The sequence below is a fragment of the Streptomyces sp. CA-106110 genome, from assembly GCF_050936285.1.
Classification (GTDB): domain Bacteria; phylum Actinomycetota; class Actinomycetes; order Streptomycetales; family Streptomycetaceae; genus Streptomyces.
Window position 1 is genome coordinate 10,682,480 of sequence record NZ_JBNJNB010000001.1, and the last position, 21,859, is coordinate 10,704,338.

Annotated in this window: 15 protein-coding genes; 12 read left to right on the forward strand and 3 right to left on the reverse strand. The window is 68.3% G+C overall.

Annotated elements, in window-relative coordinates; genetic code table 11:
• Nucleotides 1-9 precede the first annotated feature (9 nt).
• A complete protein-coding gene (locus ACQEXA_RS49275; protein WP_433133131.1) occupies nt 10-1,230 on the forward strand; it encodes an RNA-guided endonuclease InsQ/TnpB family protein in 1,221 nt (406 codons plus the stop codon).
• Between the two features lie 28 nt (nt 1,231-1,258).
• The gene (locus ACQEXA_RS49280) at nt 1,259-2,347 is read left to right on the forward strand and encodes a metallophosphoesterase family protein (protein WP_432923707.1); all 1,089 of its coding nucleotides are present in this window, start codon (nt 1,259-1,261) and stop codon (nt 2,345-2,347) included.
• Nucleotides 2,348-2,401: 54 nt separating this feature from the next.
• Here ACQEXA_RS49280 and ACQEXA_RS49285 read toward each other — a convergent pair whose 3' ends face one another.
• Nucleotides 2,402-3,736: a glycoside hydrolase domain-containing protein gene (locus ACQEXA_RS49285; protein ID WP_432923705.1), complete on the reverse strand. Its 1,335-nt coding sequence runs from the start codon at nt 3,734-3,736 to the stop codon at nt 2,402-2,404.
• A 321-nt stretch (nt 3,737-4,057) separates the two neighbouring features.
• Here ACQEXA_RS49285 and ACQEXA_RS49290 point away from each other — a divergent pair, with 321 nt between their 5' ends.
• The 3 genes from ACQEXA_RS49290 to ACQEXA_RS49300 all read left to right on the forward strand — a co-directional run bounded on the left by ACQEXA_RS49290 (nt 4,058) and on the right by ACQEXA_RS49300 (nt 8,177).
• Complete coding sequence (locus ACQEXA_RS49290) at nt 4,058-4,789, forward strand: ferritin-like domain-containing protein (RefSeq protein ID WP_432923703.1); 732 nt, start codon at nt 4,058-4,060, stop codon at nt 4,787-4,789.
• A gap of 506 nt (nt 4,790-5,295) precedes the next feature.
• Nucleotides 5,296-5,871 (forward strand): hypothetical protein, encoded by a 576-nt coding sequence (locus tag ACQEXA_RS49295; RefSeq protein WP_433133133.1) that lies wholly within the window; start codon nt 5,296-5,298, stop codon nt 5,869-5,871.
• Nucleotides 5,872-5,924: 53 nt separating this feature from the next.
• Entirely contained in the window at nt 5,925-8,177 is a 2,253-nt protein-coding gene (locus ACQEXA_RS49300; protein ID WP_432923697.1) for an LPXTG cell wall anchor domain-containing protein, read from the forward strand.
• Nucleotides 8,178-8,331: 154 nt separating this feature from the next.
• Here ACQEXA_RS49300 and ACQEXA_RS49305 read toward each other — a convergent pair whose 3' ends face one another.
• The gene (locus ACQEXA_RS49305; protein WP_432938889.1) at nt 8,332-12,099 is read right to left on the reverse strand and encodes a carboxypeptidase regulatory-like domain-containing protein; all 3,768 of its coding nucleotides are present in this window, start codon (nt 12,097-12,099) and stop codon (nt 8,332-8,334) included.
• Between the two features lie 283 nt (nt 12,100-12,382).
• On the opposite strand from ACQEXA_RS49305, the gene ACQEXA_RS49310 reads away from it, so the two are divergent.
• The 3 genes from ACQEXA_RS49310 to ACQEXA_RS49320 all read left to right on the forward strand — a co-directional run bounded on the left by ACQEXA_RS49310 (nt 12,383) and on the right by ACQEXA_RS49320 (nt 14,752).
• Nucleotides 12,383-13,177, forward strand: a complete 795-nt coding sequence (locus ACQEXA_RS49310; protein ID WP_432923695.1) for an SDR family NAD(P)-dependent oxidoreductase — start codon at nt 12,383-12,385, stop codon at nt 13,175-13,177.
• 102 nt (nt 13,178-13,279) lie between these two features.
• On the forward strand, nt 13,280-13,855 hold the full coding sequence (locus ACQEXA_RS49315; protein ID WP_432923693.1) for a TetR/AcrR family transcriptional regulator: 576 nt from the start codon (nt 13,280-13,282) through the stop codon (nt 13,853-13,855).
• A 102-nt stretch (nt 13,856-13,957) separates the two neighbouring features.
• A complete protein-coding gene (locus ACQEXA_RS49320; protein ID WP_433133135.1) occupies nt 13,958-14,752 on the forward strand; it encodes an SDR family NAD(P)-dependent oxidoreductase in 795 nt (264 codons plus the stop codon).
• Between the two features lie 242 nt (nt 14,753-14,994).
• On the opposite strand, the gene ACQEXA_RS49325 is transcribed toward ACQEXA_RS49320, so the two are convergent.
• Nucleotides 14,995-16,122 (reverse strand): metallophosphoesterase, encoded by a 1,128-nt coding sequence (locus ACQEXA_RS49325; RefSeq protein WP_432923689.1) that lies wholly within the window; start codon nt 16,120-16,122, stop codon nt 14,995-14,997.
• A gap of 590 nt (nt 16,123-16,712) precedes the next feature.
• Here ACQEXA_RS49325 and ACQEXA_RS49330 point away from each other — a divergent pair.
• The 4 genes from ACQEXA_RS49330 to ACQEXA_RS49345 all read left to right on the forward strand — a co-directional run bounded on the left by ACQEXA_RS49330 (nt 16,713) and on the right by ACQEXA_RS49345 (nt 21,709).
• On the forward strand, nt 16,713-18,575 hold the full coding sequence (locus tag ACQEXA_RS49330; RefSeq protein WP_432923687.1) for a M1 family aminopeptidase: 1,863 nt from the start codon (nt 16,713-16,715) through the stop codon (nt 18,573-18,575).
• Nucleotides 18,576-18,856: 281 nt separating this feature from the next.
• The gene (locus tag ACQEXA_RS49335) at nt 18,857-19,849 is read left to right on the forward strand and encodes a phospholipase D-like domain-containing protein (protein WP_432923686.1); all 993 of its coding nucleotides are present in this window, start codon (nt 18,857-18,859) and stop codon (nt 19,847-19,849) included.
• A gap of 367 nt (nt 19,850-20,216) precedes the next feature.
• Nucleotides 20,217-20,954 carry a hypothetical protein gene (locus ACQEXA_RS49340; protein WP_432923684.1) on the forward strand — a complete coding sequence of 246 codons (738 nt, stop codon included), beginning with the start codon at nt 20,217-20,219 and terminating at the stop codon, nt 20,952-20,954.
• A 113-nt stretch (nt 20,955-21,067) separates the two neighbouring features.
• On the forward strand, nt 21,068-21,709 hold the full coding sequence (locus tag ACQEXA_RS49345; RefSeq protein ID WP_432923682.1) for a hypothetical protein: 642 nt from the start codon (nt 21,068-21,070) through the stop codon (nt 21,707-21,709).
• Nucleotides 21,710-21,859 lie beyond the last annotated feature (150 nt).

Consider the following 21,859-nt stretch of genomic DNA (forward strand, 5'->3'; position numbering starts at 1 on the left):
TTCGGATGCATGACGACAGAAGCGACCACGAAGGACACCGGGCATGCCCGGTACACCTTCCGTGTACGCCTGTCGAAGACAGCCCGGCGCGCACTCGAAGCCGAGTGGGATCGCTGCCGGTGGCTCTGGAATGAATGCGTGGCCAAGTCCCGGCAGGCCCACGGGCAGAGCAGAGCGGGCGGCGAGAAGTTGACGTGTGGTCCGGCGCAGTTGGACAGGATGCTGACCGACGCCCGCGGGGTGACAGCGTGGCTGGCTGAGGGCGCGAGCGTGCCGCAGCAGCAGGTGATTCGGGAGTTCGCCAGGTCGAGGGCGAAGGCGCTGAAGGACGTCAAGGACGGGCTTGCGCAGCACCGCCGGGCGGGGATGCCCCGCTTCAAGCGCAAGCGGGACAGCCGACCGTCGCTGAACTACACCCGGCGCGGTTTCCGCCTCAAGGAGGGCCGTCTGCACCTTGCGGGCCAGATCGTGCTGAGCGTGGTGTGGTCGCGGGCTCTTCCGGCCGACCCGTCGAGCGTGCGCGTGTACCAGGACACGCTCGGGCATTGGTACGCCTCCTTCGTCGCCCCGGCCCAGGTCGAGCCGCTTGTGGAGACCGGCCACGTCCTGGGCGTGGACTGGGGTGTAAAGGAGACCGCGACCACCACGGATGACGCCTACGACCTTCCGCATGCCGAACTCGGCAAGCGGTCCGCTCAGCGGCTCGCGAAGTACCAGCGGATGATGGCCCGGCGCCGGCGACCGAAAGGACAGCGTGCATCCACCGGCTACCGGAAGGCGCAGGCACAGGCAGCGAAGCTGCACAGGAAGATCGCGCGGCAGCGTGAGGACACCGGCCGCAAGTGGGCCAAGGCCGTCATGCGCGATCATGACGGAGTGGCGGTGGAGGACTTCCGCCCGAAGTTCCTCGCGAAGACCACCATGGCCCGCAAGGCGGCCGACGCGGCCATCGCGGCGACGAAGCGCGCCCTGATCGAGATGGGGCGCAAGCACGCACGGGACGTCCGTCTGGTGCACCCGGCGCACACCACGATGGACTGCGCAACGTGCGGGGCGAGAACCAAGCACGCACTCCCTCTCTCGATGAGAACGTATACCTGCACCGTGTGCGCAGCCGTGTCCCCCAGGGACAAGAACTCCGCCCGCGTGATGCTGGTCCGGGCAGGTTGGAACCCGGACGGTGTCGAGGGCGTAAGACCACCTGAGCCGCTGGCTCCGGTGGCAGCCTGAGCCGTACATCCCCGCTCAACCCTGGAGGGTGGAGAATCCCCTCCCTTCAGGGAGGGGAGCCTTCAACACGCCCGAACCCCCGCCCGGGCGCTACCTGTTCTCCATCGCGCTCTGCAATGACCTCCACATGGGCGAGACCCAGGCCGGACTTGTCGGCGGCCAGCCCCAGTACATAGACATCCAACAGGAGCCGGGCCTGCCGCCGTATCCGGAGGTCATGCTGGAGTCCCTGGTGCGGGACGTGACGGCGCTCGGCGCCGACTATCTGCTCGCCGCCGGCGACATCTCCGCCGAGGCCGTGCCCGTCGACCTCAGCAAGGCCCACCAGTTGCTGGGCAGGTTCGGCGCGTACCGGGACGACTACTTCGTCACCCCCGGCAACCACGACCGGGCGCACCTCGGCGATCCGTACGCGTACTGCCGCGCCGGGCTGTGGCAGGGCAACGACTGCTTCGCGGACCGGTTCTTCCCCGCGCAGGCCGAGCGCACCTATTTCACCCGTTCCCTGAACGAGCTGCGGGTCATCGGGATCGACACCTACGACAAGCCGGGCAACGGAGGTGACGCCGGAGCCCTTTCTCCCGACCAGATGGCATGGTTCCGCGACCAGCTGCACCGCGACCAGGACCGTCCGACGATCGTCTTCGGCCACCACCCGCTCGTCGTCCAGGACTCGGCGTTCCCCATCACTCCCAGCAACTCGCTGGACGGCACGCAGGCGGCCACGATCCTGCAGGACTACTCCGGGATGCCGGGCCTATTCCTGCATCATGCGGGCCACACCCACCGCAACAAGCGCACAATCAGCCCGCTGGCCCCGAACGTGACCCACCAGGAGATCGCCGCCGCCAAGGAGTACCCCGGCGGGTTCTCCCTGCTGCGCCTGTACACGGGCGGCTACGCCCTCAACTTCTACAAGAGCCGCAGCGAGCCGGCCCGCCGGTGGAGCGAGCGCAGTCGCATGGAGATCCTGGGCTACTGGCCGCAGTTCGCCCTCGGTGCGAGTGTCGCCGACCGCAACACCGTGGTACGCCATGACCTCTCCGGCCTGCGTCCCCACCGCCGCGACCACCACGCCTCGCACGGGCACGGCAGCGAGCAGCACATATCCGCCTGACGCCACGGCGCGGACCGGCTGAAGCCGGCCCGCGCCGTGATGTTTGTGCAGCGCTCAGCAGCGCGGAACAGGTTTGCTGTACGTCGTCTTGCTGGGCGTCGCCACGTAGTAGTCCGAGACGTAGTGGCCGTTGTCCAGACGGTCCCAGACCTTGGTGGTGCCGACCGTGGAACCGGCGCGCTGGCAGGTGACCCAGGCAAGCGCTCCGTTCGGCGAGGTGCCGACGGCCGTGTATGCGGAGCCCGGGCCGCTGCGTTCGGTCAGGCCGGACGAGACGGTTACCTGGTATGGGTGGGTGCAGCGGGGCAGGGGCGAGCTGTAGCCGGTCTTGGAGGGTGTGCTGACGTAGTAGTCCGAGACGTAGCCACCGTTGGAGAGCTTGTCCCATACGGACGTGGTGCCGACCTTGGAGCCGGCTGTCTGGCACACCACCTTGAGGGCGGAACCGGGCGCGTATGTCGAGGCGACCGGGTAGGTCGTCGAGGGGCCGGTGCGGGCGTTGAGCGGCGTGGTGCTGGTGACCTTGTAGGAATACGCCACCGTGGCGACGGGAGCGTCCAGGCGGTCGGTGTCGACGTTGAGAGTGACACCGCCGTACGTCTCGTCGTGGCCGCCGCGGAGCTGTTTGGCGCGCTGGTGGACAGCCCACTTTGTATCCGCGATGCCGGCCCAGCCCTTGAGGGAGTCGACGCCGTCGTAGCGGGCGATCCACAGAGCGTCCGGCCGTGCGTACGTAGTGGAGGTGTACGCATCAGTGAGCTGTTTGGCGCCCAGGTTGAGATTCATATAGACGCCGGAGACGTAGCCGAGGCGGTGCAATTCCTTGGTCCACGCCGAGACGTAGCTCAGTACGGCGGTGCGGCACACGGTGTCCGTCTGGTTGTAGTTCTCGATGTCGTTGTACAGGGCGCTGCCAGGCAGCAGGCCGAGCGCCTTGGCCGCCGTGATCGCCTCCCCGGCTGCGGCGGTGCCCTGCGAACGGGCGGTGGCGGCGTTCGTGCTGATCTTGGCGTCGGTCGGTCGGGCACCGCACGGAGGCTGCAGCCCCTTGTGGATGGGCAGCAGACGCCACTTCAGCTGCGATACCGAGGCCACCCACGAAGCGGTCAACTGCGGCTGGGCGCAAGTGCGGTTGACGCCTGAGACGTAGATGCCGAGCGCGCGGTACGAAGAGCTGTTCCAGGCCTGCACGGACGCGAGCGGCGGAGCGGTACAGGTGTCGAAGGCGAGTCCCGAGTAACGGGTCGCGGTGGCGGCCGCCGGATAGGTGACGGGTGTGGCCGGTTCGGCGGCAGCGACCGGGGCGAACGCCAGGGCGGCGGTCCCGCCCAGGACGCAGACGGAGGAGACGGCGAGGAATCTTCGCAGGACGGAATACGGGTACGGCATGACGACCACCCGGAGAGATCAATGGAGTTGCCGACACAGTGGGCGAGGCTCCCCGCCCGCTGTCAGGGGCCGAGCGGCCCGTCCCGCGCCAAGTTCACAGCCGTGCTGGTACGTGGACGAGCACCGGGCGTGTGAACTTCTCAGCATACAATACCAGTTCAAGCACTTTCTCGGCACAATCCGCACCGTATCGCGTCCACTTCGTAAAGAAGTAGTCGACACTCAGAAGTTCGCGGCGTCGCAACAGTGGAACGATTTGGTGTCAGACGGCGTCGTCCTTCTCCGGGGCACGGTGGCTGTGCCCCGGGGAGGGGACACTGGATGCATACGAGCGGCTTCGCCAAGTGGACAAGGCAGTTCGAGGACGAGCGCGAGCGCAGGCGCGTCCAAGGCGACCCGGACTGGGGGCAAGGTGCGACGCTGCATCCGGCGGTGTGGGCCAGCATTCAGCGCTTCCAGGTCGGCGAGGACGGTGACGGCGCCAACCTCGTCGGCAAAGCGGATGAGGCCGGGGACTGTGATTACGCGCAGGCGGTCCGCCTCTTCGTGGCCGAGGAACAGAACCACGCCCGTCTGCTCGCTCGGCTGCTGACTGCAGGTGGCATGCCGACGTTGACCGGCCACTGGAGCGACACGGTCTTCGTGCGGCTGCGGCGTCTCATGGGCCTGCGCATGGAACTGCTCGTGCTGATGATCGCGGAAGTGGTGGCGCTGCGCTATTACCGGGTCCTACGCGACGGGACCGACGACTTGCTCACTTCGGATGTAGCGGGGCGGATCCTGTCCGACGAGCAGCGCCACGTCCCTTTCCATTGCGAGCGGCTGCATGCCTCCCTGGCGGAGCTGCCCCGCGCAATGCGCCGCCCGGTGATGGCCCTGTGGCGGCTTCTTCTTGTCGCGGCCTCCCTCGTCGTTGCCGTCGACCACGGTCCGGCGCTGCGACGACTGGCCATCCGACGCCTCCGATTCGTGGCAGATGTCATGGCCTCGTCCGGCGCGGTCGTCTCCGCGGTGCTGGCGCCCCGACCGGATGCGTGGACAAGCGCGGGCTGACAGCAGCCACTCGAGCGTTGCAAGCACAGCTTCGCCATCACTTAGGAAGGTCTCGGAGTGCGAGTCCGCCATGGACACGCACTTGGGGTCCAACGTGCCGGACGCGACCTCTCGCGCCTCGTCAGCGATCAGGTCGCGCCACTTTTTTGGGAAGGTCTCACAGCCGTGCGCAATGTGTATGGCTGCTTCTGGACACGAGACTTGGAGGAGAGACCTCTGCGGTAGTGCCGTCGGAGGTCATCCGCGGCTGCCCTCGCACGGCAGGCCGCGCCGCTCGGACGCTGGCTACGGCCTGTCGGGTGTTCTGATCACGTGGCCGGGAAAAGGGTTGGGCGCGCTGATGATCGAGCTGGTAGCTTGCAGTCGACCGTGACTTCGCCAGAGGAGGTGAGACCCATGAACGCTGTATCGAGGTGGGTGCTCCCTCTTTCCGTCACGGTGTGCGACTGATCCAGGTGTCGTCGGGAGCGCCTCTCCAACAAGGCACTCCTGAAAGGCGAACACCTATGAACACTGTGATGATCACGCGGGTCGCGGAGGCGCAGTGGGAGGCCGTGGCCAACGATCGGATCGTCGGCCACGGAGATGTCTCGCACCGGCCCGACGGGCGGCTCTTCGTCAGCATCGATGTGTGGCAGGACGCGATCTTCGACCAGCTCGCCGCCGCGATGCTGGCGGAACTCCCTGAGCCGCTCTACACCTTGGTCGGCGAGGCCGACCACGAACTGAAGTCGAGCTGGGAGCGGCTCGGCTTCACAGAATCGCTCCCTGGACGCGGCAACCGCCTGTGCGGCCGGCAGGGAGGCCGACGCTACTGGCAGCTCCCGTACAGCGGCCACAGGGTTTCGACCCACGCCCGCTCCACGGCGTGGGCCGGGGGCAGCGGGCGGGACAGCGCCCGGCGGGAATGTAACAATCCCGTGTGCAAAGGGAGTTGGGGGCGGCGCGCCCGGAGAACCATGGGATTCCTGTGCGTCCGGGAGGTTACCGTGGGGTGCTCGCGCGACGCCACTGACCACGGGGGCCCCTGGCGTCGCAGCGCTCTTTCCCCCCACTGGCAATGGGCTCCCGGGGAAGACTGACTGCAGTGAACCATCCGATAACCGCACGTCGCCGTGGGTTAGCCCGCGCGGCGGTGGCACTTGCCACCGTCGGCATCCTCTCTTTCGGCGGCCTGTCGCACCTGCAGGGCACGGCGGACGCGGCGGTGAAGGCGCAGCGCTGTGACGAGATGTTCAAGCTGAGAGGCAACCCGACGGACCCCGGCAAGTTACCGTGGGCGAACGGTGATGCGATCCGGCCGGAGGCCGACTGGGACTCCTACGAGTACCCGAACCAGCGCAAGGCCATGGACGGCCTGACCCTGCCGGACGATCCGGCGGAGCGGGACAAGATCCTCGACAAGCTCGACAAGCCCTACAAGAAGTACAAGGAGGGCACCCCCGAGCGCGTTTACGCCACCTACAAGGACTACTTGACGCGCAACGGCGGCACGGACGCCAAATACGGCGGTTTCAAGAACTGGCTGAACGAGGCGTACATCGAGGTCTACGGGCGCAACCCGCGCGGCAACGCCTTCCACGGGAAGGTCGTGAAGGATCTCGGACTGATCGGACCGGACTGGATCTGTGAGGAGACCGTCAAGGTCACCGACCCGGAGACCGGCAAGACCTATGAGCGCCGGTTCGACGCCTTCAACCGTAAGACCAAAGAGGCCGTAGAGATCAAGTCCGGTGGCAATCACGACAGTGAGCAGGCCCCGAAGGACCGGGCGTTCCTGAAGGACCCCACGTACAAGGACTACAAGCTCCGGTACGCGTTCGGTCAGACACAGTCCGGGGACACCGCCCGGTACACGAACGGCCTCAAACAGCTCGCCGGGCCGGGCCGGGTGACGACGTACGAGCACACGTCGACTCCGGAGGCGGAGTTCAAACCGGGCAAGTACACCGCCCAGGACACCTTGAAGAGCATCGGCCGCAGTTCCGATGTCATCCGGCAGTCCCCGCCGACACCGGCGGACATGAAGCGGCAGATGGACCGCATCCGTCTGAACGACCCCACCGGCATGCGTGTCCGCGGCCCCGGCGGTGTCGACTTCTCCACGGTCGAACTCCGGTATGTGGGCGCGCCGGTCAAGGGACAGGGCCTGAACTACTCGTTCACCGCGAAGAAGGTGGACGAGTCCGACGGCCTCGGCTACGGCGGCCAGGAGAAGGCCGAGCTGATCTCGGACAGCTTCTTCACCTGGCTCGCCCTGACGCCGGACAAGTTCTGGGTCAACCTCAACCCGGACCAGCCCGACAAGATCATGGACAAGTCGTTCGGCAAGACCGACGCCGGCCGTGTCCTGCTCCAGGCCGATCTGGAGATGAAGCACGACTACGCGAAGGACATGGATCCGCGCACCGGGATCGGCAAGGAGTTCTGGGCGAAGCTCCAGGCGGAGAACATCCCCTGCACCCACGGCGTACGGAACTGGATCGTCCCCAAGCCCGCCGTGGTGCGCGAGCAGGACGGAGGTGTGTACATCCTCGACGCGCCGCTGAAGGTCAACTCCGTCCCCCAGGACTTCAAGACCCCGAGTCCGAACGGCGAGTGCAACCTGACCGAGGCCCAGCACAAGCGGGTGCAGGAACTGCTCGACACGATGATCGTCCCGGACATCGAGGCGAAGGTGAACACCACCGCCAAGTACGCCGATCTGCGCCGCGTCTACAACGCGCGGGTCGCGGCCGAGTGGATCCGCCTGCAGGACGCGAAGACGCCGACGGACTACCACGCGATCATCAACAGCAACAAGGTGACCGACTGGCCGCTGCGCGGGCAGAACAAGTCCTGGACACCGGAGCAGACGTACAAGGAGTACCTGAAGTCCTTCACACAGGGCGACTACAGCTACCCGTGCCAGAAGGACGGCCAGAACGCCACCTGCGTCATGGGCGGTGTCGACTTCTCCAAGGCTCCGAAGCAGAACATCAGCAAGGCCCGGTTCACCTCCGAGCACAAGCACCTGCCCCGCACCACCGACATCTCCGTCAAGGCCATGACGGATGACGCCGAGAACAAGGGCCTGCTCGCCCTCGGCGGCAACACGGCAGCGCACAAGGGCGATGGCGGCGGTCAGACCCCGACGCCCACGCCGAGCCGGACGGGGACCCCGACGAGCCCGCCGTCCACGCCCCCGGCCGGTCATACTCCGAACCCCGGGCACTCCGGGCAGGGCGGCGGCGGGACCACCGCGCCGCCGAGCGACCAGAGCGGCCGAGGCGGACTGGCGAACACCGGCACGCAGATCGCCGGCATCGTGGGCGCGGCACTCGCGCTTCTCGCGGCCGGCGCAGGTCTGGTCTGGTGGCGTCGCCGCAGGACCACCGGCGCTGGGTAACACCGTCTGACGGCAACAAAGCGCAAAGCCTGAAGGGGTGCCTCAGAACGGGGGGCGCTCCTTCAGGTGTGCTGGAAGTTCGGCCGAAAAGGCCGCGCGCCCCGAGCAGCAAGTGCTGTCCGCTCGGGGCGCGCGGTTGCGGGATCTCGCGGGGTTATGCGGTGTGGCCCTTGACGACGTGCAGGGTCACCGGGACCGCCGGTAGCCAGTACGGCGTGTCGCTGCGCAGGACCAAGGACGCCGTCCAGTCACCGGGCCGGCTGATGTCCTGTGCGTTCACCGTGACCGTGAACGACACCTTCTCGCCGGGCCGCAGCGTCAGCCTGGTGGGGTTCGCGGACAGCCAGTCCACGTTCGCCTCGGTCTGGTCGTAACCCGGAAGCTGCTCCACGGTCGCGACGGGCACCGGGAAGCGGCTCTGGCTGCTGCCGCCCACCCGGTACATCCCGGGGGCGCCGCCGCCCCGGTAGACCGCGGTCGGGGTGTCGGGCAGGGCCGTCCAGCTGTCCTTGCCCGGATCGTAGGCGTAGCCCTCCGCGGTGAGGACCCTGTTCACGCCGACCCGCTTGAAACCGCCGGAGATCAGCAACTGCCCGTTGGCGGCGGTGTAGGCAGCGGTGGCGAGCCCCACGGGCATGGCGGCGATGGGCTGCCAGCTGTCGGAGGCCGGGTCGTAGACATAGGCGGCGTCCGTTTCGACGTACTCGTGGATGCCGCCCGCGCAGTACAGCTTGCCGCTGATGGCACCGCACGAGGCCCAGCTGATCGACTGCGGGTAGTCGGCGGCCTTGGACCACGAGCGTGAGTGCGGGTCGTAGACGGACACGGCGCTTCCGCACTCGGCGTTGGTGCATCCGCCGACCACGTACAGCCGCCCGTCGATCACCGCGCTCGCCCCGCCGAAGCGTCCCTGCGGAATGCTCGGGCCCTTCGACCAGGTGTTGCTCGCCATGTCGTAGACCTGCATGGTGTCGCTGACCGTCTCCTGCGGGCCCCAGCCCCCCACGGTGTAGAGCCGGCCGTCGACGATGCCGTGCGCCGTGGCCTGCCGGGGTTCGGGCGCGGCGGCGCCGCGCTTCCAGGTGCCTGCCTGCGGGTCGTACATGTACAGGTCGGCGACGGGGCCGGTGCCGTCGAACCCGAGCGTGGAGTAGAGCTTGCCGTGATAGCTCTCCACGGCGTTGTCCATCACCGGTGCGGGGAGGTCGGGCAGCCCGCGCCAGGCGGTCCCGGGAGTCGCGGAACCGGGGCTGGTGCCGGTGCGTTCGCCGAGCCGGAGGGTAGCGGGAGCGGTGCCGGTGTTGCGCACGGTCACCTTCCGGACGGCCTTGCCGCCGGGGGAGGTGGTGATGTCGATCCCGGTGGTGCCGACCGACAGCTGCCCTGCCTTCAGGACGAAGGAGCCCTTGACGGCCCGGTCCGCGGGGATCGTCAGGGTACGGGTGGCCGCGCGATAGGACGGCTTGGCGGCCGTGGCGGTGTGGCTGCCGCCGCCGGGGACGAACAGGCGGTAGAGGCCGTCGCCGACGAGCGGGTCGCCCGAGGTCGCCAGGGTCGGGGCAGCGGGACCGTGCGCGTCGGTGTGCACGGTGGCGCCGACCAGCCCTCGTCCGGTGTTGGCGTCGCTGACCGTGCCGGTGAGCATGCCACCGCGGACCGGGGTGAGAATCCGCTGGGCGATCGTCACGTCGTCGACGGCCCAGAGCATGCCCGGCCCGGTGAAGTGGAAGCGTGCCTGCACCGCGTGCTTGCCCGCGTACGCGGTCAAGGGGATTTCCACGCGGCCGTTCCCCCACAGCTGGTCCTGGTGCCACACCGTGGTCCAGGTCTTGCCCCCGTCATCGGTGACGTCAACGTCGCCGACCTGCTCGGCGGATCCCTCGTAGTCGGTGTTGAACGCCAGCTCCGGGTCGCCCGCCGCCCCGAAGTCGTACACCGGCGTGATCAGTTGGGTGTCGAAGGGCTTGTCCCAGCCGGCGTGGTCGTTGTCGGCGACGGCGAAGCCGCCCGTGCCGCCGGTGTTGTTGCCCCGGCCACCCGGATCGTCGAACGCCCAACCGCCTGCGGTACCCGGGGCGTTGACGACCTGCCAGCCCTGCGGTGCACCGCCCGTGGAGTCGAAGGGCTGGTTCTCGAGAGTGTTCACCTTCAAGGTGTAGGCGGGGTTGCCACTGGCCCAGGTGTCCGCGGGCAGCGGCAGGTTCAGCGTCTGGTCGGCGCCCTTGACCGTCACGTGCCGTACCGCCGACTGGTAGTCGGGGTCGTCGGCGGCGATGCGCAGGGTGTAGGTGCTGTTCTCGGGCAGATCGAGGTGGTAGGCGCCGGTGTAGGCGTCGGACCACACGGGGGCGCCCGGCACTCCGTCCACGGTGATCTTCGCGTGGAGCGGCCAGCCGTGGCCCGATCCGTCGGTGACGGTGCCCGACACGCGGTGGGTGGCCAGCTTGCGCAGCGTGAAAGTGCGGGTGACGACTGCGCCGTCGCCGACATCGACGCCCGAGGCCTGCTCCGGTGCGTAGCCGTAGGCCGCGACACGGACGTCGTGGCTGCCGACCGGCAGCGGCAGGCTGTAATGGCCCTTCCCGTCGGTGGTCGTGCTGGAGATGCCGGCCGTCACCGAGGCATCCGCCACCGGTGCGCCGCTCGTGTCGACGACCGTTCCCGAAAGAGTGCCGTGCGGGCCCATCCGGAAGGCCGCCAGACCGTCAGGGGTGCCGAGGCCGGTGGGTCCGTCGTAGCCCGGGCCCGCGGTGCACAGATACGCCGGGGAACACCGGCCGTTGGAGCCCGTGGTCACGTCATGGAGAGCCGAGCCGGCGGAGGCGTACGGGTAGATGTTGGGGTAGGTGCCGGCGACGGGAGTGCCGGCGTCGGCGTAGACGCCCGTGATGATCGGCGCCGAGGCGCTGGTCCCGCCGGCCACGCCCCAGCCGCCGGAGCCGCCGTAGCTGTCGTAGACCGCGACACCCGTGGCCGGGTCGGCCACCGCGGAGACATCGGCGACGGTGCGACCGGGGCAGCCGGAGTCCTGCTGGAAGGCGGGCTTGGGCTCGTACAGGGAGCAGCCGGAACCGGTGCCGCTGCCGTCGTGGCTCCATACCGACTCGGACCAGCCGCGGGTGCTGCCGGCGTCCCGGGTGAGTGTGGTGCCGCCGACCGCTGTGACCCGGGGCGATGCCGCGGGATAGGCGACGCCGTAGCGGGAGTCGCCGGACGAGGCGACGATCGCCACGCCCGGGTGGTCGTAGTGCACGTCGGCCGCGGACTCGCCGGGGTCTTCGGGGAAGTACGCGTAGTTGGAGCCGTAGGAGTTGGAGACGTATCCCGCACCGAGCGCCACGGCCTGGTCCACGGCGGCGCCCAGATCGTCGATGCCGGCGTTGTCCGCTTCCACCAGCAGGATCCGGGCGTTCGGGGCGACGGCGGAGATCATGTCCAGGTCGAGGGAGATCTCGGTGGCCCAGCCCGGGTCGGCCGACGGGTAGCCGGTTCCGCCGCGCTGGTCGACCTTGGTGAAGCAGCCGTTGGCGGTGGTGCAGGCGGGCAGTCCGTACTGTGCGCGGTAGACCGCGAGATCTGCTTCGGCGTTCGGGTTGTCGAAGGCGTCGACGATGGCGATCGTCTTGCCTGCCCCGCCGTCCCCGGGAAGACCGTAGGCGTCGCGCAGATCGGTCGGCCCGAAGCCCTGCGGGGCGTCCGCAGCGGTCCGCAGCCCCTTTCGCGCCTGGACGTCGGTGCGACGCAGGCCGAAACAGGTGAACTGGTGCGGCTTGGGCGGCCCGCAGAACGGCTCGACGTGCCCCGGCAGCGAGGTGGCGAACGCTGAACGAGCCGTCGTCTCCTCTGGGGTGGCCTGGGCGGGGCCCTGTACGCCGAGCGCCGCCAGGATGGCGGCGCTCAGCAGCCCGACACCGACGGACAGACGTCTCCGCCGGTGGGGGAGGGGTCTCCGATATATGGACAAAACACAGCTCCCGTGGACATCCGGATGGTGACGGCCGATGCCGCCCCTGGACAAGTGAGTTGCTGGAAACTCCGGAAAAGTTCACGGTCCGATCGCAGAACTTTTCGGCCGCTGTCCGGAAGGCCTTTTGTGCCCTTTTGACCGGTATGGTCGACCGGGTGACCCGTGATCGACGTCGATGAGCGAAGGGCGTCGGCACCGGTAGGCGGAGCGGGACGGACATACGGAAGGGCACGAGGAGATGCAGATCGATCTGAAGGGCCGCACGGCGCTGGTCACCGGCTCGACGCAGGGCATCGGTGCGGCGATCGCGGCCGGGCTGGCCCGTGCCGGGGCCCGGGTGGGGGTCAACGGCCGCACCCCGCAGCGGGTGGAGGACAGCGTCGCGCGACTGGCACAGGAGGTGGCCGCGGCCGACTTGGTGCCGATCGCCGCTGACGTCACGACCGAGGAGGGCGCACATCTGACGCTGGAACAGTTGCCGCAGGTGGACATCCTCGTCAACAACCTCGGGATCTTCGGCGCCGAGGAGCCGCTGGAGATCACGGATGAGGAGTGGCGGCGCTACTTCGAGGTGAACGTGCTGGCCGCGGTGCGGCTGACCCGCCAGTATCTGCCGGGCATGATGCAACGGGGGTGGGGGCGTGTCCAGTACATCGCCAGCGAGTCGGCGGTCGTCATCCCCGCGGAGATGATCCACTACGGCATGTCCAAGACGGCGCTGCTCGCCGTGGGCCGGGGGTTCGCCAAGCGGGCCGCCGGCTCGGGCGTCACGGTGAACTCCGTGATCGCGGGTCCCACCCACACCGGAGGCGTCGAGGACTTCGTCCGCGAACTCGTCGGCGGCGAGCTGCCCTGGGAAGAGGCGGAGCGGGTCTTCATGCGCAAGCACCGGCCGCAGTCACTGCTGCAGCGGCTGATCGAACCGGAGGAGATCGCCCACATGGTCGTCTACCTCAGCTCCGACCAGGCCTCGGCCACCACCGGAGGCGCACTGCGGGTGGACGGCGGATGCGTCGACTCCATCCTTCCCTGACCCATTCCATGCGGCCGCAGGGCCGATGGCGTTGCGGCGGCGGTGGTGACGCGCACATCGCCGTTATTTGATTGAACGATCCACAAAAGCTACAGTGGGGTCATGGCACGTAATCGGGAGTTCGACGTCGACGAGGCGGTCGACCGTGCGATGGATCTGTTCTGGCGCCGCGGCTATGCCGCGACGTCGTTGCAGGATCTGCTCGGGGAACTGTCGATCGGCAGCGGGAGCCTGTACGCGGCGTTCGGCTCGAAGGACAAGCTCTATGCCCGCGCGCTGGAGCGCTACTGCTCGCTGCAAGCGGGCGGCATCGCGGAGCGTCTGGAGGGCGCCACCGAAGTGAGGTCCGCTGTGCGCGAGGTGCTGGTGGAGATGGCCGAGGCCGATCTCGCCGACCCCGAGCGCGGATGCCTGGTGGTCAACTCCGCCACGGAGCGCGGGGGTGATCCGGCCACGGTGGACCGGGTCGCGGCCGCCATGCGGGTACTCGAATCGGCTCTTGCCGGCGCTCTGGAGAGGGCGAAGGCCCGGGGTGAGCTGTCGCCCGACAAGAACCCGGTGGAGCTCGCCCGCTTCTTGACCACCTTCGTCCAGGGCCTACGGGTGGTCGGTCAGGCCCAGTTGGGCCGGGCGTTCGTCGAGGACGCCGTGTCGACGGCCCTGCGCGCCCTGGACTGATCGACGCCAGGTCCGGCCGGGCGTGGCGACCCTTCGGCGGCGCCGCGACACGGTCTTGCGCACCCTCATTATGTATCAATCAATCCAGAAAAGAGCATCATCATGGAACTGCACCTCAAGAACAAGGTCGCCATCGTCACCGGGGCCAGCAAGGGCATCGGTCTGGCCATCGTCGAGGCGCTGAGCCGCGAGGGCGCCCATGTAGTGGCCGGCAGCCGGAGCTCGACGCCCGAGCTCGACGCCCTCCGGGACAAGTACGACGTCACCGTCGTGCCCGTCGACCTCTCCACGGCGGACGGAGCGGACAGCCTCGTCGAACGGGCGGTGGACCGGCACGGCAGGCTCGACATCCTGGTCAACAACCTGGGCGCGGGCAGCCCTCGCACCAGCTTCCTCGAGCTGGACGACTCCGAGTGGCAGCGCATCTTCGACCTCACCTTCTTCAGCGCCGTACGCGCCGGACGCGCGGCCCTGCCCCATCTGCTGAAGTCGGAGGGCGCCGCCATCGTCAACATCAGCTCCATCAACGCCCGGCTGCCCTTCCCCATGGTCGTGGACTACTCCGCGGCCAAGGCGGCACTGACCAGCCTGACCAAGTCGCTCTCGGAGGAGTTCGCACCGCGCGGCGTACGGGTCAACGCGATCGCCCCCGGCCCTGTCCGCACCCCCTTTTGGACCGCGCCCGGCGGCTTCGCGGACGTCACCGCGGCGGCCGCCGGCACCACCGCGCAGGAGGCCATCGACGTGGTCGTGCCGCAGAGCATGGGCATCTCGACCGGACGGGTCACCGAGCCCCACGAGGTCGCCGACTTGGCGCTCTTCCTCGCCTCGCCGGTCGCAGGCAACATCACCGGTGCCGAATTCGTCATCGACGGCGGTCAGATCAAGACCACCTGAAGTCGGCCTCGCATACCCGGACCGTTCGCTGACTTGCGACTTGTGCCTCTGAAGCCGCCCGGCCGATGGAAGCCGCGTGGTGCTCGATGGCCTGGTGACCGGTCCGGTGCTTGGTGACCGGACCGGCTCGGCGTCGTGCCCGAAGGTCGTTGCCGTTGCCCGACAAGCCGCTGAGCACGGTGCCGTCCTGGGATCGGAATACCGGCCGCGGGCTGGGACACCGCCGTGGAGCCGAACCCCCTTCAGGCGATCGTGCCGTGCGGCATGACGGCGGGGGTGGGGGCGGGGCGCGGCTTCGGCGCGACGACGGGCGAGAAACCCTTGAACCGGTCGTCGAAGTCGATGCTCATGCTGAACCGGTCGACGGGGCCGGCGAGTTCGGCGGTCTCAGCTTCGAGTTGCGTCCTGTCGGCCGCATCGCGGGCGAGGAGCCAGGGGGAGAACGTCTCGACGTCGATGACGTTCCGTACGAGGTCGAACCTGTAGAGGCGGATCATGCCGGCGCCGCCGTAGTACCGGTCCTGGTAGTTGGTGATGTGGAGGTGGACGTCGTTGTCGGCGTCGTTGGTCAGGACGGTGCGCCCGGGCGGCCGGAAGTGCCCGCCCAGCCCGAGGAAGATCTGGTCGTTGCCGCTGATGAGGCCGTCCCACAGACGCCGGCCGTTGTCGGAGAGATGGGCCCCGCCGTCGCCCGCCGCCCAGACCAGGTTGTGGGTGGTGAGGATCGCGGGCAGCGTGGGATGGGCGTCGAGCACGCCCTGGGCCCAGCGCAGGCCGGAGTCGGAGACCCGCCAGTCCAGGGCGAGGATCAACCACCGGCGGCCGCCCGCGGTCAGCACGTGGTAGCTGTTGTAGCCGTCCGGCGACGCCCCGCCGAAGGTGGGCATCGAGGCGAAGCGGTGGGGGCCGAAGGCGTGAAGATACGGACTGTCCCCGCGCTGGTCGTCACCGGAGCCGATGTCGTGATTGCCGGCCAGGACGCTGTAGGGGAGTTTGCCGTCGAGGGCATCGAAGGTGCCGGCGGCGAGCGTGATCTCCTCGCGCGACCCGTGCTCGGTGATGTCGCCGAGATGTGCCATGAAGGCGATGCCGGCCTCCTCGCGCTGGGACACCAGGTATCTGAAGGTTGCCCTGACAGGTTCCGGGTCGGCGCCGTCGGCGTCGAACAGACGCTGGGTGTCCGGCAGAACCGCGAGGGTGAAGCGAGGTGAAGAGGGGTCGTACCGGCTTTCCGCCGCAGCCGGCGTGGCAGCGTGAACGGGGGCGGTGCTCGTGACAAGGGCACCATCGGCCGCGCCGACGACGGGTCTGGTCACCGCGGCCTGCAACAGCGGCTGTCTGTCAGGGCGGTTGGAGTCCGCTGCGCTCATGTCTGCTCCTGAGCATTTTGTGAGGGACCAGTGGTTTGCACTGTCATGAAGGGCCTTGACCGCTTCGAGACGGTGAGCTGAACGGCGCCCAACGCGCCGATAGCGGTACGCGAAGGGCCCTTGGACCGGTGGGCCGACTCCGCCAGGCTCGGTGCGCCGGCGGTGGCCGATACCGGCCGGGTGTCGGGCGACGTCACAGTCCCGTGCCGACCTGCACCGCCCGCTGCCCTCCTGGCCCGCGGCGACCAGCCACGTCGATCGATCGCCCCGGCAACCAGCTACGGCGGACAACCGCCCCGGCGATCAGCCACGTCGGACAAGCGCTCTGGCGGCCAGCCGCGTCGGGAAAGGGTCCTTGCGATGCCGGGCCGGACCCGACCGCGTCAGGAGCTCCAACGCGTCATGGCATGTTCGGGTCAAGTCTGTCAAACTTCCGGATGCCGTCGTCCCAACCCCAGTGGGCGACGGCGGAAATCTCACCAGCGATCTCGCAAGCGATGCGCGCAATCCGCGGCCGCCCACGGCGCACCCAAGCCCCCTGGGCGGCCTCCGAGCAAGCCGGAAACCCGGCCGCTTCAAAGGAGTTTCGTGTGAGACGAACCCCCCACAAGACCCTCGCGGTGAGCGCACTTGCCGCCGTCGCGTCGGTCGCCTTCGCGCTTCCCGCCACGCCGGCGGCAGCCGCGCAGCCCACGATCGGCACTCGGGCCGCCGACTGCAGCCCGGCACAGGTGGTCGGCAACGGCGGCTTCGAGAGCGGGACTTCGCCCTGGAGCCAGTCGTCGGCCGGCGTGATCACCAATCGTGCCGGTCAGGCCGCCCACGGCGGCACCAGCTTCGCCTGGCTGGACGGGGTCGGTGGCACACACACCGACACCCTCGCCCAGTCCGTCACGATCCCGGCCGGGTGCAGCAGCGCCACTCTCACTTTCTGGCTGCACATCGACACCGCCGAGACGACCTCCTCCGTCGCCTACGACAAGCTGACGGCGAAGATCGGCACCACCACGCTGGCGACGTACTCGAACCTCGACAAGAACACCGGTTATGTGCAGAAGTCGTTCGACGTGTCGGCGTTCGCGGGCCAGACCGTGAGCCTCGCCTTCACCGGTACCGAGGACTCCAGCCTGCAGACGAGCTTCGTCGTCGATGATGTCGCACTCAACACCTCCGGCGGCACGACCCCGCCGACGGACTCCACGCGCACCCCCGCGGCGCCCTCGTACACGGTCAGCCTCAGCGGCAACAGCACCGGCACCGTCTGGACCGGCCACGAGAGCGCGACCTTCACCAACGTCTCCTCCACCGCTCTGAGCGAGGTGTACCTGAGGCTCTGGGACAACTACCACGGCACCTGCTCCGCCATGCCGATCTCGGTCAGCAACGTCACCGGCGGCACCGCGGGCGCCCTGTCCGTCAACTGCACAGCTCTCAAGGTCGATCTGCCCAGTCCACTGGCTCAGGGGCAGACCGCCACGATCGGCTTCGACCTGGGCATCACCGTCCCCAGCGGCGCCGACCGGTTCGGGTACGACGGGGCCTTCAGCTTCATCGGCAATGCGCTGCCCGTTCTCGCGGTCAGGGACGCGGCGGGCTGGCACCTCGACCCGTACACCAACAACGGCGAGTCGTTCTACTCGCTGGCCGCCGATTTCAAGGTGACCCTCGACCACCCCAGCACCCTGCTGGTACCCGCCACCGGCACGTCGAGCGACACTCCCGGCTCCAGCGGCCGTACGATCACCACTGCCACCGCCGCGAAGGTCCGTGACTTCGCCTGGGCCGCAGGCCCCTTCAGCAAGATCTCGGGCACGTCGACCGCCGGGGTCCCGGTGAACGTCTACTCCGTCTCGGGCATCAGCTCCTCCAGCGCGCAATCGATGCTCACCACCGCGAAGTCCGCCGTGGACGCCCATGCGACACGCTTCGGCGCCTACCCGTACGGCGAGTTGGACGCGGTGATCGACAACAACTTCTGGTTCGGCGGGATGGAGTACCCCGGGTTCGTCCTCGATCTGGTCAGCACCACGGCGCTCACGCACGAGATCGGTCACCAGTGGTGGTACGGCATCGTCGGCGACGACGAGTACAACAGCCCCTGGCTCGATGAGGTGTTCACCGACTACGCCACGGATCTGGCACTGAACAAGACCGGCGCCAACTGCTGGAACAGCGTCTCCTGGGCTTCCTCGGCGGAAAAGATCACCAACTCGATGGCCTACTGGGACGCCCACTCCTCTCGGTACTCCACCGTCGTCTACGGCTACGGAAAGTGCGCCCTGCACGATCTGCGGCGCGTCCTCGGTGACACTGCCATGGCCAAGCTGCTGAAGGACTATGCGACGGCGCACTGGTACGGCGTTTCGACCACGGCCGAGTTCAAGGCAGCCGCGCAGGCCGCCACGACCACGGACCTGACCTCGTTCTGGACCACGCACCGCATCGAAGGCTGACCGGACATCGGTTCGCCGCGGCGGGCGCCTCCCGGCGCGGCGAACCGATGCCGTCCGACAAGTCGCGGCCCCCGCCGTCACGGTCGGATACGAAGCTTTTGCGATTTCGCGGGGATCCCTCGAACCGCCTTCCACCTGCGCATTGTCCATTTTGTCTGCATCCTGGGTCTGCCCGTCACAGCATGTTCACCAGGCTGCACCTCCTAGGCGTTCTACGCGCGTGGTGTCATTCCCGCGCTCGCCACCCCCCACGGGTGCGTCAACTCGACTAGGAGACAGGCATGTTGTGGAAGGTCCTCGGCCGCGCAGGTGTCGCCCTGACGGCAGGTGCCGCAGTGCTCGCCACCGCCGTCCCCGCGAACGCCGCCACGTACTCCGCGTTCGCCTTCTCGCAGAGCGGCGGCCAGCCCACCATCTACGACTTCATCAACTCGGCGACCACCTCGCTCGACATGACGATGTACGAGCTGGAGGACACCACGGCTGTCAACGATCTGATAGCCGAGAAGAAGAAGGGGGTCACCGTTCAGGTCGTACTGGACCGCCAGCACCAGACCGCCAACAACTCGGCCTACAACGCCCTGAAGAACGCGGGCGTGGGAGTGGTGTGGTCTCCCTCCGCCTTCGTCTACACCCACCAGAAGACCATCACCGTCGACGGCGTCAAGTCACTGATCATGACAGGCAACCTGACCTCCCAGTACTACACGACCAGCCGTGACTACGGCGTGTTCGACGACGACACCCGTGACGTCGCGTCGATCGAGAAGGTCTTCAACGCGGACTACGCCGGCAGCTCGATCACGCCGACCGACGGCGACCATCTGCTCTGGTCGCCAACCGACTCCCGCAACCGCCTGCTGTCCCTGATCAACGGCGCCACCGCGAAGCTGGACATCGAGGAACTGGAGCTCGGTGACAGCGCGGTCGTCAACGCCATCGTGGCGCGGGCGAAGGCGGGCGTTGCCGTGCGAGTGGTCCTGGAGAGCCCGTCCAGCTACTCCAGCCAGGTGTCCGCGATCAAGGCGGCGGGCGGCACCGTCGTCGGATACTCCGACCCCAACGGCTTCTACATCCACGCCAAGGCGATGGTCGCCGACTACGGCCTGTCCACCCAGAAGGTGGAGGCGGGTTCCATGAACATCAGCAGCAACTCGCTGGACAACAACCGCGAGTTGGGCCTGATCCTGACGGGCACCGGGGTGGCCGAGTCCGTGGCCACCACCGTTGAGACCACCTTCGGCAGTGACTTCGCGGGTGGCACCCGGGCGTGACCCCGAACGGTCGGCCCGGCCTCGATCCCGCGGCACCCGCCTGCCGTCGGGCTCGGGGCCGGGCCTTCACCCGCGGGTGCGCTCGCGAGGGAACCCTGGGCTGTCCCGACGAGCTACGGCAAACTCGCCGTCCGCTGTCGAGGCGACCGTGCTGGGCACAGCCCTGAGGGCTGTGCCCAACTGCGAACCGACATCCTGACGACCGCCCGAACGGCACGCCTCACGTCCGGCCAGGCGATAGAGTCCGAATGTGCGTTGATCTTCCGGGCGGCGGCCATGCGCAGCCGCAGACGGTGCAGGGCGCCTCCCTCAACAGGAGCCGCCCCAGCAGGCGTACCCGTCACCACCCCCACCGGAGATCTACATCATGACTGCTCAGCAGCCCCTCACCTACGAGACGTTCGTTGAACTCGCCGTCGCTGATCCAGCTGTCGTCGGCCTCGTCCTCAAAGGCTCCCAAGCCCATGAGGACATGATCACCCGGCACTCCGATCACGACCTGTATGTGGTCCTCGCCGACGACGCAACAACAGATCTCACCCGGTTCGCGGGCCACCGCACCCCCGAAATCGACCTCGTCATCGTCTCGCTCGCCCAGTTCCGTGCAGCTGGAATGCCCGGTTTCGAGCGCTACGCCCTCGCCCGTGCCCGGATCGTGCTCGACCGGCTCGACGGGGGTATCGCCAAGATCCTGGCCGACAAAGCGAGTCTTCGCGCCGATGAGGGGCGCGAAGACTCCCGTTACTGGCTCGACGCCTATGCCAACTCTCTCTACCGCTCCGTCAAGAACCACCGAGACGGCCATGCACTCGCCGCCCGCCTCGACGCCGCGGACGCCATTCGGTTTCTGCTGGAGCTGCTCTTCGCTCTGGACCATCGCCCCCGGCCCTACAACAAGTACCTGGAGTGGGAGCTCGCCCGATACCCCTTGCCGGGCTGGGACACCGACATGCTGCTCCGTGCTGCGGACCGCATCACGGCAACCGGCGACGTATCCCTACAGCGGCATCTCTTCACCCTGGTCGAGGCAGCGGCCCGACAAGCCGGACACGGCGAGGTGCTGGACGCATGGGGCGAGGACCTCGACCTTATGCGACCGCAATAGCGCCCTCAGCCCAGCCCCCGTCGGCGGTGTGACAGCCGGTAGGGATCCGAGACGGCGGGTTGTCGCGCAGTAATCGCGGTGCGGCGCGAGCACGCGTGCCGCAGACTTCCTGGGTGATCGTTCTGCAGCCTGTCCTGGAGATCCACGCCTCCGACGGCTTCACCCTCTGGCCTGTCACCGAGTCCGAGCTGTACGGCTTTCTGCCGCTCAGCGGCGCACTCGATCCTGCCGAGGTCGCCACAGCGGTGATGCGCATCGCCGACTACAACGACATCCATCCCGAGACCGACGGTCGCCCACCGCGTCCCGCCGACCCACTCGGGGGCTTCCTGCACGGACTGCTGACCATGGACGACCTTGTCGCACCCGGCGGTCTGCGGATTTCGGACTCCGCAACCGGCACCACGCTGCTGCCGGGCTGCTGCAACGGGCTGGACGAGAGGCGTGACTGGCTTGAGGTCGTCGACGGCAAGGGCTGGGCCTCCTTCGGACACGATCCCTCTCCGCTCGCTGAACGGCAGGGCGATGTCGTCGGATTGACCGTCGACGCCGAGCAGCACAACAGCCCGGCGATCGAGCTACCCGTCGCGGACCTGCGTCGCCTGCTCGCCGGCGCAGAGCGCGACCTGCTCGACTTCCTCCACCTAGCCGCCGCCTGGGCGGCTCGGCACCTGCCCGATTACGCCACGCCTGTCACCTCCGCCCTCGGCCGTGCTCTGGACCTGCCCGCACCGGTGATACGGCCGACCCCGTAGAGGCCTACGTGTCGGGGCACTACCTCGGATTCGTCGGCAGCGGTCCGCAGGCTTGAGATGGCCAGTTGGATCTTTGCGGACTGCCCTTGGGGTCTTGGACAGTGCCATGACTTTGCCAACAGGCCATAGATGGCGAGCGGCCCGGCGTCA

Coding starts and splice junctions, on each gene's coding strand:
- ACQEXA_RS49335 (WP_432923686.1), top strand. CDS start 18,857: ATGTTGTGGAAGGTCCTCGGCCGCGCAGGTGTCGCCCTGACGGCAGGT.
- ACQEXA_RS49325 (WP_432923689.1), bottom strand. CDS start 16,122: ATGAGCGCAGCGGACTCCAACCGCCCTGACAGACAGCCGCTGTTGCAG.
- ACQEXA_RS49340 (WP_432923684.1), top strand. CDS start 20,217: ATGACTGCTCAGCAGCCCCTCACCTACGAGACGTTCGTTGAACTCGCC.
- ACQEXA_RS49310 (WP_432923695.1), top strand. CDS start 12,383: ATGCAGATCGATCTGAAGGGCCGCACGGCGCTGGTCACCGGCTCGACG.
- ACQEXA_RS49295 (WP_433133133.1), top strand. CDS start 5,296: ATGAACACTGTGATGATCACGCGGGTCGCGGAGGCGCAGTGGGAGGCC.
- ACQEXA_RS49315 (WP_432923693.1), top strand. CDS start 13,280: ATGGCACGTAATCGGGAGTTCGACGTCGACGAGGCGGTCGACCGTGCG.
- ACQEXA_RS49290 (WP_432923703.1), top strand. CDS start 4,058: ATGCATACGAGCGGCTTCGCCAAGTGGACAAGGCAGTTCGAGGACGAG.
- ACQEXA_RS49275 (WP_433133131.1), top strand. CDS start 10: ATGACGACAGAAGCGACCACGAAGGACACCGGGCATGCCCGGTACACC.
- ACQEXA_RS49285 (WP_432923705.1), bottom strand. CDS start 3,736: ATGCCGTACCCGTATTCCGTCCTGCGAAGATTCCTCGCCGTCTCCTCC.
- ACQEXA_RS49320 (WP_433133135.1), top strand. CDS start 13,958: ATGGAACTGCACCTCAAGAACAAGGTCGCCATCGTCACCGGGGCCAGC.